7 protein-coding genes and 1 pseudogene are annotated in these 12,877 nt (G+C 57.1%); 4 read left to right on the forward strand and 4 right to left on the reverse strand.

Annotation, left to right across the window (positions count from 1 at the left end; translation table 11 throughout):
• The first annotated feature begins 205 nt into the window (after positions 1-205).
• On the forward strand, positions 206-1,744 hold the full coding sequence (locus I6F37_RS35650) for an acyl-CoA synthetase (protein WP_225130671.1): 1,539 nt from the start codon (positions 206-208) through the stop codon (positions 1,742-1,744).
• Between the two features lie 174 nt (positions 1,745-1,918).
• Here the strand turns inward: I6F37_RS35650 and I6F37_RS35655 are convergent.
• The 4 genes and pseudogenes from I6F37_RS35655 to I6F37_RS35670 form a co-directional block, all read right to left on the reverse strand.
• Positions 1,919-2,895: pseudogene (locus I6F37_RS35655) on the reverse strand (IS481 family transposase); the annotation flags it as partial.
• 1,033 nt (positions 2,896-3,928) lie between these two features.
• A complete protein-coding gene (gene folD / locus I6F37_RS35660) occupies positions 3,929-4,849 on the reverse strand; it encodes a bifunctional methylenetetrahydrofolate dehydrogenase/methenyltetrahydrofolate cyclohydrolase FolD (RefSeq protein ID WP_225130725.1) in 921 nt (306 codons plus the stop codon).
• A 25-nt stretch (positions 4,850-4,874) separates the two neighbouring features.
• Complete coding sequence (gene purU / locus I6F37_RS35665; protein WP_225130669.1) at positions 4,875-5,807, reverse strand: formyltetrahydrofolate deformylase; 933 nt, start codon at positions 5,805-5,807, stop codon at positions 4,875-4,877.
• A 12-nt stretch (positions 5,808-5,819) separates the two neighbouring features.
• Positions 5,820-8,306: an FAD-dependent oxidoreductase gene (locus I6F37_RS35670; RefSeq protein ID WP_225130667.1), complete on the reverse strand. Its 2,487-nt coding sequence runs from the start codon at positions 8,304-8,306 to the stop codon at positions 5,820-5,822.
• Between the two features lie 240 nt (positions 8,307-8,546).
• On the opposite strand from I6F37_RS35670, the gene I6F37_RS35675 reads away from it, so the two are divergent.
• The 3 genes from I6F37_RS35675 (at position 8,547) to I6F37_RS35685 (ending at position 12,637) form a co-directional block, all read left to right on the forward strand.
• Entirely contained in the window at positions 8,547-9,167 is a 621-nt protein-coding gene (locus tag I6F37_RS35675) for a helix-turn-helix domain-containing protein (RefSeq protein WP_225130665.1), read from the forward strand.
• 769 nt (positions 9,168-9,936) lie between these two features.
• On the forward strand, positions 9,937-10,953 hold the full coding sequence (locus I6F37_RS35680) for a GTP-binding protein (RefSeq protein WP_225130663.1): 1,017 nt from the start codon (positions 9,937-9,939) through the stop codon (positions 10,951-10,953).
• 28 nt (positions 10,954-10,981) lie between these two features.
• Complete coding sequence (locus I6F37_RS35685) at positions 10,982-12,637, forward strand: amidohydrolase (protein ID WP_225130653.1); 1,656 nt, start codon at positions 10,982-10,984, stop codon at positions 12,635-12,637.
• The last annotated feature ends 240 nt before the right edge of the window (positions 12,638-12,877 follow it).

A 12,877-nucleotide genomic window follows, 5' to 3' on the forward strand; every position in this document is an offset into this window, starting at 1 on the left:
TGGTTAAGGATGGATGGTTAGTCGAGTTGGCGATCTCGTGAATGTCATGTCGCGACTGCAGCCACGGAAATGACGCCGGCTTTCTGCGTCTCTCAAACCGTGAAGTCTATAGCGCGCGCCTTTTCCTTCGGCCAAGCAACTGACACACCTCTTGGTCCTGCGGAGCGGTTCGATGGCACCCATCTTATTAAAGAGGAGAGATAGGATGATCGGGACTTCCCCACTTTTTCATGGCATCATCTCGGGTGAGAGACGGCGCAGTCATTCCGATGTCGCGGATCGCGCGATGCGGATCGCGGGAGGGCTTGCTCGGCTCGGCATTCGCGAAGGCGATAGCGTGTGCATTCTGATGCGGAATGAGATCGCATTTGTGGAGGTCACGCATGGAGTTATGCAGCTCGGAGCTTATGCTGTACCGGTTAACTGGCATTTCAAGCGTCAAGAGATAGAGTACATTGTGGCCGACTCCGGCGCGCAGGTGCTGATAGGCCATGCAGACCTTTTGCATCAACTGGAACGTGACGCCTCAAACAAGTTGGTTCTGAGTATAGCGACGCCGCCGGAATTGATAGCTGCTTACAATATCCATCCCGCGCTTCTCGCGATGCCGGGGTTCGCACGCGATTTCGAAAGGTGGATTGCGGATCAGCCGTCGTGCGCGGCTTTGCCTGCAGCCCAGCCGACGACAATGATCTATACGTCGGGCACCACGGGGCATCCCAAAGGGGTACGTCGCGTCCCACCAACCGGCGAGCAGGCCGCGGGATTGGAGGATATACGCGCGATCCTTTATGGGCCGGGCGCTCGCGCGCTCGTCCCAGGACCGCTTTACCACTCCGCACCGAACTTCTTTGGAATCTGGTTCAGCCGCCGGGGCGGCGCGCTGGTGCTGATGCCTCGTTTCGAACCTGAGGAGTTGTTACGCCTGATAGAAGCAGAGAAGATTGACACTATTCTCATGGTGCCAACCATGTTTGTACGCCTTATGCAGCTGCCTGAAAGTGTACGAATGAAATATGACCTTTCGTCGCTGCGCCACGTCGTCCATGGGGCGGCGCCCTGCCCGTCGGAGGTGAAGCGTGGGATGATTGAATGGTGGGGGCCCATCATACATGAGTTCTACGGCTCGACAGAAGCAGGGGCTGTGACGTTTGCGACCTCGCTGGATTGGCTGCAAAAGCCTGGAACGGTCGGCACTCCTTTGCGCCATGTCGAGCTGCGCGTAGTCGGTGTGCACGGACAAGTACTGCCAGCTGGGGAGGTTGGAGAGATTTATTCCTGCAACACGTCTTTCCCGCGATTCACATATCACAACAGACCCGAGAAGCTGGTCGAGATGGATCAGGAAGGCTTTATCGCCTCCGGCGATCTCGGCTTTGTCGACGCGCATGGCTATCTGTTCCTATGTGACCGGCTGCACAATGTAGTGATTTCCGGTGGGGTCAACATTTACCCCGCCGAGATCGAAGCAGCTCTACACATGGTGCAGGGCGTGCATGACTGCGCAGTGTTTGGCATTCCCGATGCGGAATTTGGCGAGGCACTCATGGCAGTGGTCGAACCGCAACCCGGGACTATGCTTAATGTCCTGGACATACGCGAGAAGCTGAAGACGGTCTTGGCCGACTACAAGGTTCCCAGGGAGATCGAGATCCGGACCCGCCTGCCGCGCGAAGACTCAGGCAAGATCTTCAAGAGGCAGCTGCGGGATCCTTATTGGGAGCAGTCAGGAAGAAGAATTTGAGGGATAGAAAAGCGGCGGCAAAAGTCAGCCTTGCAAGAACCGATGTTGTGTAAAAGAAGGGACTTGATCTGACAGTGGGTGCTTTGTCGCGGCAGGTGTCCGACAAAGATTTCATGTCCGACCGGCAACAATTTCGCTCTCGACAGAGCACTTGCGTCAAGCAAGGTTTGCATTCGGCGTCTTGCCGTAGCACCAGCGCCCCTGATGCGGGCGTAACTCATTATAGGCGGTGATCCACTCATCGAGATCGCTCTGCAACGCAGTAATGCTCGGATAGATCTTCTTGCGGAACGCGACGCGATAGAACTCCTCGAGCACGGTGCGGTGGAAGCGCTCGACAATGCCGTTGGTCTGTGGGCTTTTCGTCTTGGTGCGGGTGTGATCGATGTCCTCGACGGCGGGGTAGAGCTCGTATTCGTGATGCTCCGGATTGCCGTAATACTCGGTGCCGCGGTCGGTCAGGATCCGGTTCAGCGCGATGCCCCGCGCATCGAAGAACGGTACCACGCGGTCATTCAACAGCTCGGCCGCCGTGATCGGCGTCTTGCGATCATACAGCTTGGCTAACGCCACCTTGCTGTAGGTGTCAATGAAGGTCTGCTGATCGATCCGCCCGACCCCCTTCATGTTGCCGACATAGAAGGTGCCTGCGCACTACAATAGCCGGGGCACTCGCTCTCGAACTCGCCGTGCGCCTCCTTCTCGGACTTGGCCTTTTCCAACGCAACGAGCTGGGCCTCGGTCAGCACCAGGCCGTCCTGGGCCATCCTGGCCTCCAGCGCCGTCAGCCGCTTCTTGACGTTGGCGAGGTCGTGACGCAGCCACACCGTCCGCACGCCGAACGGGGAGATCGACAGGCCGCGGCTCCTGAGCTCATTGCTGACCCGCACCTGGCCCCAGGCCGGCTGGTCGATCGCCAGCTCAACGACGGCCGCCTCGACCTGCGGCGCGATACGGTTCTTCAGGATCGGTTTCTTGCGGCTGATCTCAATCAGCGCCAGCTCGCCGCCCTTGTCGTAAAGTTCCTTGAACCGGTAGAAGCTGTCGCGGCTATAGCCCATCATCCGGCAAGCTTGGCTAACGTTGCCAAGCTGCTTGGCCGATTCCAGCATTCCGACTTTCGCGCGAATGACCTTCTGTTCCTGGGTCATGGGAACGTCTCCTGTGAGACGCTGCGGGCTGCGCGGGAGCGCCCTTTGGGTGAGCGCTCCTGCTCGCCCGCAGCTCCATTCCCTGCCAGTTCAAACCTCGCCGTCAGATTAAGTCGAAACTTCTACAGATGTTGCGCCCGCATGGGGTCTTTCGGCCAGCTGCGATGCTCTACGCGGAGCGTTCGGATCGCGGCAAGTTCATCTCCTACGGCCCTTGTCAACCGTTCCGAAAACCATCTTTCGGAGTCCCCCTTTTGGGGACAAGGACATTTTGATGACGACCCGCTGGGTGAAGACGCCGAGTGTTCTCGTTGGCCGGTTAGCCTCTATGCGGGGATTGCTTTGGGGCGTCTGTGGCCAAGTCCGCAACTGAGTGGGCGCGCCGAAGAACGACAGACGCTGAACCGCCAACCGGTCGCGGCTCAGCAGGTCAATTATGCTCGACTGGCTCGCGAAGCTGCCCCGCGGCCATGACCAAGCCAAGCCATCAACTACTCCTTAAGGGTTTGGCGAGCTTCACGATGTTCCTCAAAGACCGACGAGTTTGCCTCTCGCGCATCCGACACGTGACCCTGACAGACTTAACGTCAAATCCTCGGGTCCCTTCTCAACTGCACCAGGCGGTCGCCGGCGGCGGTATATGTTAACAGCGGTATCGTCCCCGTTGCGCGTGTAGCCGGCAGCGGGCAGCAAGTTTACCAGTAGGAACCCGGCAGATCAGCTGCCAATGCATCTTCGCTCGGGTCCGCGCGATCCGGCTCAGGCGGATCACCGGTGACTTTCATCGCGTTGTCTTCCTTACGTGCTTGAGACTAGCTAAAGCCCTGCATGCCATGCTCGTCGTAGACCTCGAGCCGCGGCGCCGGGCAAGCCGCCGAACGCAGCACGCGCATCTCAGGCAACCGCGTCACCCTAGCTTTAAATGAAGATCGGATGCGATCCATCGAGATCCTTCCCTGACAGAGATCTTGCTCAATTGGGCTCGCCATCACCATTGCTTAGGTCGAATGCTTCTGCCTTACGCGCAGTTCAATCAACGCAGGAGTGGCGGAGGGGCTCCGGCGCCTAGTGCGCTATGGTCAAGCGGCGAAGAAACACCCCGGCGGCGACAGGCAGCCTCGATCGTATTTCTGAGCAGGCACGCAATGGTCATCGGGCCCACACCGCCCGGGACGGGTGTCAGTGCGCCGGCAACAGTGCGCGCGCCCTCGAAATCCACATCGCCAACCAATTGCTCATTGCCATCGCCTCCTATGCGATTGATGCCAACGTCGATAACGATTGCACCAGGCTTGATCCAATCGCCACGAACGAATCTCGCCCGTCCGGCCGCCACAACCAGGATGTCTGCGCCACGACAGACCGATGGCAGATCCTCGGTCTTGGAGTGGGCTATAGTAACCGTGCAGTTTTCTCGTAACAGGAGTTGTGCCAGCGGCTTTCCGACTATGTTTGAACGACCAACGATGACCGCAGAAAGTCCTGTAAGATCCTTACGGACGCTCTTGATCAAGAGCATACAGCCGAGTGGCGTGCAGGGGATCAAAGCGGAGGCGCTGAGCGACAGGTTGCCCACATTAGTGGGATGAAAACCGTCAACGTCCTTCTCTGGATCAATGGCGGCAGTCACCTTCTGGGCGTCAATGTGAGAGGGTAGCGGCAGTTGAACGAGAATGCCGTCAACGTCTTCGGCGCCGTTCAGGCGTGTGATCAGCGCCAGAATATCACTTTCGCTGGTTGAGGCGGGTAATCTGTGATGAAACGAGCGCAATTCCGCTTCGACCGATTTTCGCACCTTGTTGCGAACGTAAACCGAACTCGCGGGATCATCGCCCACAAGCACGACCGCAAGGCCAGGCGTCACCCCACGCTCCACGAGATCTAGAACGGCACCACGCAACACGGCGTGAAGCTGCCTGGCCGCGGCAGTACCGTCGATCACCACTGCGCTCATTTCGTGTTTGACCGCATCAAAATGCTCATCCAAATACCACTGTGCGATCGCCGTTCAACAAGACCCGGTTCTCCGCGTGGAACTTTACGGCTCGCGTCAATACCGCGGCCTCGACGTCACGTCCGACTGCCGAGAGTTGCTCCGGCGTGAGGGAGTGATCAACGCGCAGGACGTCTTGCTCGATGATAGGCCCCTCATCTAGGTCCGCCGTGACGTAGTGCGCCGTCGCACCGATCAACTTCACGCCTCTTGCCTGGGCCTGATGATACGGCCGCGCTCCCTTGAAACTCGGCAGGAACGAATGATGGATATTGATGACCCGCCCAGACATCTTCTGGCAGACCCCATCCGACAAGACCTGCATGTATCGAGCCAAAACGATCAAGTCGATGCGTTCCCGCTCGACCAGATCCATCAGTTTTGCCTCTTGCGCCAGCTTTGTATCGGCGGTGATCGGCAGGTGATGGAAAGGAATGTCGTAGGACGCAGCAAGGCGGAAAAAATCCTTATGGTTCGAAACGATCAACGGAATCTCGACATCGAGCATTCGGGTGGAATACTTAAACAGAAGATCGTTCAAGCAGTGCCCCGCCCGCGAGACCATAATCATGAGCCGTGGCTTCAACCCGAAATCATGCAATTGCCACGTCATGTCAAACAACTTTCCGACCTCGGCAAACTCCGACTGTAAGCGTGAGGTTCCGGTCTCAGCGAGCGCGTCGAAAGAGATGCGCATGAAAAGTTTGCCGACGCTGCGATCGGAGAACTGAGCGCTGTCTCTGATGTTGCATCCATGGGTCGCGAGGAAACCGGAGACGGCGTGGACAATGCCGGTCCGGTCCGGGCAGGAAAATGTCAGGACGAAATCGGGACGATCTGCTCGTTCTTTTGACGAGAGGAAGACAGACGAACTCCCTGCATCGGGGATTTTGATGGGTGCCGTGTTGATTTCAGACATGACACGCACCGATCAGGAAGCCGCCGCGGACACGGTAACGGCACCTTCGACGTCCTTCACCCGATTGTTCGCCGGATCATAGAACGCGCGCAACGACGCACGTGCGGGCACACGCACGCCGGAAACCTCAATCTCCAATCTTCCGCTCTGCAAGAAGGCCGCATCAACTCCTCCGCCGTCGGGATTCTCGACGTATCCCAGACCAAGAGAAGCTCCAATGCTGTGACCGTACATGCCGGACGTGATGCGCCCAACGAGCCGACCGTCATGCCAAATCGGTTCATTGTGGTAGAGCATTAGTGCGGGATCCTCGACTGCCATGTGGATCATCTTGCGTTTGAGGCCCACCTCCTTTTGACGCAGCAACGCATCGCGCCCAATGAATCCTTGCGGCTTCGACCAAGCAACTGCAAAGCCGAGCCCGGCCTCCAGCGGGGTAACTTCGTCGGTGATGTCGTGGCCCCAGTGCCGATATCCTTTCTCCATCCGCAACGAGTTCATCGCATGGTAGCCGGCGAGACGCATGTCGAATGAAGCCCCCTCTTCGACAAGAACGTCGAATACACCCTGGACGAACTCAGTCGGCACATACAATTCCCATCCCAGTTCGCCGACATAGGTGATACGGCTCGCCCTCACCTTGGCATAACCAAGATCGATGATCTTCGAGCTGGCAAATGGAAACGCTCCGTTCGACAGATCGGCATCCGTCAGCTTGCTCAGCAAACTTCTAGACTTCGGACCCATAACGCCCAGGACGGCGTAGGCCGAACTGACGTCGACGGCCAGCGCCCGGGCACCTTCTGGAATATTGCGCTTCAACCAGGCGAAATCCCTGACTTGGGTGGCGACCGCAGTAACGATGAGGAAGCGCTTTTCGCCTTCACGGGTGATCGTCACATCTGCTTCAATGCCCCCCCGCTCGTTCAGCCACTGAGTATAGACGATGCGGCCGATCGGAACTGAGACGTTGTTTGCGCAAATTTGATTGAGAATGTGCTCGGCATCATCGCCGTCGAAAACGAATTTGGCGAAAGAGGATTGGTCGAACAGTCCGACGTTCTCGCGAACCGCGCGATGCTCCGCCGCGGAATAGTCGAACCAGTTTTGCCGCCCGAAGCTATATTCATATTTGGGCTCGCGCCCCTTTGGCGCATACCAATTGGGCCGTTCGAAGCCCGCGACCTCACCGAAGCAAGCCCCCCGCGAGAGCAAGCGGTCATGTAGCGACGAACGCCGGACTCCTCTCGCCCTCTCCGCCTGCCGGAACGGCCAGTGCATCGCGTACAGCAAGCCAAGCGACTCGACCGTTCGATCCCGTAGATAAAGACGATTGGATTGAAAAGGCATGACGCGCCGTATGTCGACGTCCCACAGGTCCATCGGCGGATGACCATCGACAATCCAGTCGGCGAGAACTCTGCCTGCTCCGCCGGCCGAACGAATACCGATGGAATTGAAGCCTGCCGCCACAAAGAGATTTCGCACCTCTGGCGTCTCGCCCAGCATATAGCGATCGTCCGGGGTGAAACTCTCCGGTCCGTTGAAGAACAACTGGATTCCCGTCTTTGCCAGTATGGGAACGCGACGGATCGCTCCCTCAAGCAGCGGCTCGATGTGATCGAAATCATCCGGCAACGTATCGAACTCGAAACTCTCGGGAATGCCTTCCATCCCCCAGGGCTTTGCAACCGGTTCGAACCAGCCGACCAGCAGCTTGCCGGCATCTTCCTTGAAATACGTGCAGGCGTCCGCGTCCCGCAGCACGGGAAGGTGCTTTTTTATGTCAGGCACCGGCTCAGTGACGATATAGAAGTGTTCGGCTGCGTGAAGTGGGACGATCGCCCCCGCGGCTGCACCGAGGTCCCGCGCCCACATGCCCGCACAATTGACCACAAATTCGGCAGCGATTTCGCTGTCCTTGGTGCGAACACCGACAGCACGACCGCGTTCGGTCATGATCTCGGTTACAGCCGTGCCCTCAAATATCTTCGCCCCACGACTCTTGGCACCCTTTGCGAGCGCATGCGTCGTGTCCACTGGATTGGTCTGACCATCCTTCGGAAGATGGACCGCACCCACAACATCTTCGGTCACCATCAACGGCCAAAGATCGGCCGCCTCCTTAGCAGTCAAGATATTTACTTCCAGCCCAAAACAACGAGCCATTGAGGCCCCGCGCTTCAACTCCTCAAATCGCTCCTGATGACTTGCAATCGCCAACGATCCGATCTGACGGTAGCCGGTGTTTTGACCTGTTTCTCTCTCGAGCTGATCATAGAGTTCGGTCGTGTATTGGGCCAACCGCGTCAGGTTGTGGGTTGCTCCGAGTTGGCCTACCAGCCCGGCGGCGTGCCACGTCGTTCCCGACGTAAGCTGCTTACGTTCGAGTAAAACGACATCCGTCCACCCACGAAGAGTAAGATGGTAGGCAAGACTGCAGCCCATGATACCGCCGCCAACAATGACGACTTGGGCCGACTTCGGGAGATCCGTCACACCTAAAGCTCCTAACGATCTTTCGTGAAAATATTGCATATTTTTTCACAGAGGTGAATAGATTTTTCACATCTGGAGTTTTTTTTCGATGTTGTGGCTTCTATAAGGAATCGGGTAGTCGGGAGCTCATGTTGCAGGCGCTCCAAATGGATTGAGCCCAATCTGGCGGTTTGAATGGTGGCTTGTGGCTACAGGCGGCTGGTCGCGGCACGCCGCCCGCATTGAAGGACGAGAGAGCCCATGGCGATTAGACCGATACGCACAGCTGAGGAATGGGCGGCCTCTGAAACAAAAAGCGGAATGGATTTGGAGGCTGCCGTCGGTAGCCAGATCCGCGAACTTCGGAAGATCAAGAAGCTGACGCTGACCCAGCTTGCTCAGGCCGCCGGCATTTCGGTCGGCTATTTGAGCCAAGTCGAACGAAATCAATCGAAGCTGCCCATCGGTGTTCTGAAGAAGCTGAGCGACGCTCTTGGCGTACATATGAATTGGTTCTTCAACGGGAACATGCAGGCGGCGCCGGGCGAACGAGACATCGTCGTTCGTAAAGCGCACCGCCGCCGATTGACATTCACCGGCCTCGGGATCGCCGAGGAGCTTCTCTCGCCTAACCTCGCTGGCCCTCTAGAGCTGCTCTTGAGTACGATTGAACCGGGGGCCGACAGCGAAGAATACAGCCACGACGGCAACGAGGCGGGGATTGTGATTGCTGGGCAACTGAACCTGTGGGTCGACGGCAAGCTGTTTCAGCTTGAAGAAGGAGACAGCTTCTCCTTTAGCAGCACCTTGCAACATCGCTGCGCAAATCCCGGAACGGTGCCAGCTAAAGTGGTTTGGGTCATTACCCCGCCGCACTATTAGACACGCTGTCGATAAGCGGAGATCCGAGAATGGCTCGAGCTGCAATCAGATGACCCCATACAGATATCATCTCGAAGGAGCATAGAGACCAATCGTTGCCGCCTCTGCCGCCGTTGCAAACAACCGGGCAAGAAAACGGCGTAGGGTCGGGTCGTCGTCACCTAGTCGCGCAGCTTCCTTGAATTGATGATCGCGACCGCTGCATTCGCTCCGGAGCGACCGGGGCATACGATAGAAGCTACACCAGGTCGCGCTGCTTCGTAAGAGAAATGGACCCGCTTAAACGGGCTGGCGATCTGCCCTAATGAAGCGGTGCCTGTTAGCGAAGCATCTCCCTCGCCGGGGCGGCAAACCTGCCTCCGCGAGAACCTTTTCTATAACCGACGACAGTCCTCGCCATTGGCAATGATCGGCGCCACGAAACGAAATGGACACTCCGTCCTAAAAAGGATGCCTGCCAATTTGTCTGGGCGCATTCCGCCTGCGTGCATTGATAGGTCCTCAGCCGGCTGCGCTGCTGGCGAAGTACACCCGAACGCCATTCCCACGTCTCGCAAACGCAAGTCCCGTGCGGACCGAAACAGCCAAGCACACACGTGAAATTCTTGCGTAAAATTTCATGTTGACAGAATTTTTCCGTTGATTTATCGGAATAACTGCTTCGTCGTTTCGATTTTCAAAGGCTCGAAAACGCACTTCGTACCTGGGGCGGTGTGGCAGGCGACGGACGCGCCTGACCGTTGCTGTAATCACCGAGGATTCGCCGACGATGCTGCATTTCGCCCGGGAGCAACGATTACCGGTTACGATTGTGTCCGGCTTTCTGGGTGCCGGAAAGACGACGCTTCTGAACAACATCCTACAGCACACTCGGCTGAAGCTGGCTGTCCTCGTCAATGATTTTGCCGCGCTCAGCATCGATGTGAAGCTTATCGCATCGCAGGACGACACCATCATTTCTCTTACCAATGGATGTGTGTGCTGCAGCATCAAAGATGACCTCTTGAGCTCAATTCTGTCTATCGCGTCTTCGGAGCAGAGGTTCGACGGAGTTTTGCTCGAGACAAGTGGCGTATCGAACCCGATGGCCATTGCGGATGCATTTATGCAACCCGCGGTTTCTCGCCGGCTGAGGATTGATCGCACCATTTGCGTTGTTGATGCCGAAAACTTCCCGAGCCTAAGCTTCGAACATACTGAGCTTGCTATCGATCAGGCTGCGGTCGCGGATTATGTATTACTCAACAAGACCGATTTGATAGCGCCGCGGTTCGCCGACAAAGTGATCACGATACTCCGCGGTGCGTTGCCGACGATGAGAATCATAAAGACGCAGAATGCCATCCTTCCGGCATTTATGCTGCTCGGTGACGGCGACGCAGAGGCCCTCCGGCTTAATCGGAAGGCATCCTTTCGATGCGACCGCGCTGAAAGCCCTTGCCGTCACGAAGGCTGTACCGCCTGCACCGGCACCTCAAGGATTCGTAATCATTCCGGCACGTTTGAGAGTTGGTCCTGGTCAGGCAATGTCGGGAATCAAGCCAACTTCGCTGACATCGTAAAGGCTCTTCCTGCGTCAATCTTGCGCGCGAAAGGTATCGTTCGGTTCTCGGATTTGGCCGATCAGAGCGGCATTTTCCAGCTAATCGGCAAGCGCTCGACGATCGATCTCCGCCCTTCCTTTTCAGGCGATCGCAGAAGCGAGCTGGTGTTCATAGGCGTGCGCGGCGAACTACCAACCGACACACTCACGGAAATGTTTGAAGGGCAGACCAACGGCGCTTGACGCCGGAAAGCCGGCAGGAGGAGCACAGATGGGCGCAGACACAATTTTTCACGGCGGTCCGATAGTCACGATGGATCGCGACCAGATGCAGGTTGAAGCCGTGGCAATATCCAAGGGAAAAATACTCGCCGTTGGATCTTGGGAGGCCGTAAGCCGTCACCGTGGCTCGCAAACAACTCTAGTCGATATCGATGGGCGCACGATGTTACCCGGCTTCGTCGAAGCACACGGTCATCCCCTGCTTAGCGCTTTGTGTTGGGGCGACCCCGTGGTCGATATTCGATCGGTGCACACGCCCACGTACGAGGCGGCTCTCGCTAAGATAAGAAGAAGAGTTAGCAAAGCAAAAGATGGTGAGTTCCTCTGGTTCCTGGGGCTTGACCCCCAGCTCCACGTCGGCGCCAAAGAGCCTAGCAAGGCCGACCTGGACGAACTCTCACCGAACATTCCGATCGCGGTGCAGGTGTCAAACATGCACGGAATTTACCTCAATTCGGCGGCCCTTAAGGCACTTAAAATCACACGCGAAACCCCCGTTGTTCCTGGCGGGAATGTTCGTTGCGATGAGAATGGTGAACCTTGGAAATTTGAGGAGCGCTCGCGCGAATACGTCATCGAGAGTTTCTATGCTCTCTGCGGCGAGCAGCGGGGCGTCGACTCCTTACGGGATTGGCTGTGGAAGTTCTCAAAGTCTGGATATACGACCAGCTCCGAAATGGGCGTGACGCCCATGACCAGCCTCTTCTACAAGAAGACTTTGGAAAGAGAGCAAATGCCCATTCGGGTCTTTTGCTATCAGAGAGCAGTTCCCGAAGGAATCGAGACAATTTCCTTTGAGGGAGGAAACGATCGGTTTGCAATGGCCGGCATCAAGGTGTGGGGTGATGGGTCCGTCCTTATGGGCAACGTGTGGCTGACAAAGCCATACCTCAATAACGAAATCACCCTTACGAGCATGGGTCTACCGCGCGACAGCGTCGGTCACATGAACTACAAGCCCGAAGAGTTGAACCGTATCATACGAGCTTACGCCGCCCGCGGGCATCAAATGTCCGTTCATACGCATGGCGATCGGACTATCGACGCGGTTCTGGATGCATATGAGGCGGCACTCAATGAGTTTCCCGAAGCAAAGCGACCGTTCCGGCTCGAGCATTGCGGAACGTTGCGCGAAGACCAAATTGACCGCTGCAACACGCTCGGAGTGGTGTGTAGCTTCTTCTTACCTTACCTTTATTACTGGGGCGAAGCACTCCGCGACGCGCTCCTTGGACCGGAAGCGGCCGCAAAGTTTGTGCCAGCGGGGAGCGCCGTCCGAAAGGGGATGCGGAGTTCGCTCCACTGCGACCCACCGATGACCTGGCCGCACGCGCTCCTTTGTCTACATCTTGCCACCACTCGCCGAAGCCGCGCAGGAAACGTTATTGGCCCAGATCAGATCATGGATATGGATTCGGCCTTGCGGTCCATAACAATTGACGCGGCCTTCCATCTTAGAAAGCACAACGAGATCGGAAGCATTGAGGTTGGCAAATATGCGGATTTTGTAGTCCTCGACAAGAACCCGCGCGCCGTCGATCCAGAGCACGTGCTTGATCTCAAGGTCCTCGGCACGTACGTCGAGGGAGAAAGAATTTGGGAGTGCTCGGCCGAAGAAGCGCCGAGTGGGCGACAGGCTGCATAGCACAGACGACCATTCCTAGCTGCCGGCCATCAACCCTTCTTCACAGCGAGCAGCTAACCGAAGCAGTAGCGGCAACGATGCGTCGTGAATGGTGGTGCCGGGTGCACGTTACCATCACGAGCAGAATGAACCTTGAGCAGCCGTTGGCTGGCGATCGCATTTGTGACCGCGCATAGTGAACCGGCTCTAACTCGGCGTTGTCATGGCACGGGCTTGGCCATTCCCAACAGATCTTCGGAA

It is taken from the genome of Bradyrhizobium sp. NBAIM08 (genome assembly GCF_020193935.1).
Lineage (GTDB): Bacteria > Pseudomonadota > Alphaproteobacteria > Rhizobiales > Xanthobacteraceae > Bradyrhizobium > Bradyrhizobium yuanmingense.

Bases quoted from the DNA above. Each gene is read 5' to 3' on its own strand.
- I6F37_RS35650 (WP_225130671.1), top strand. From the start codon at position 206: ATGATCGGGACTTCCCCACTTTTTCATGGCATCATCTCGGGTGAGAGA.
- folD (WP_225130725.1), bottom strand. From the start codon at position 4,849: ATGAGCGCAGTGGTGATCGACGGTACTGCCGCGGCCAGGCAGCTTCAC.
- purU (WP_225130669.1), bottom strand. From the start codon at position 5,807: ATGTCTGAAATCAACACGGCACCCATCAAAATCCCCGATGCAGGGAGT.
- I6F37_RS35675 (WP_225130665.1), top strand. From the start codon at position 8,547: ATGGCGATTAGACCGATACGCACAGCTGAGGAATGGGCGGCCTCTGAA.
- I6F37_RS35680 (WP_225130663.1), top strand. From the start codon at position 9,937: ATGCTGCATTTCGCCCGGGAGCAACGATTACCGGTTACGATTGTGTCC.
- I6F37_RS35685 (WP_225130653.1), top strand. From the start codon at position 10,982: ATGGGCGCAGACACAATTTTTCACGGCGGTCCGATAGTCACGATGGAT.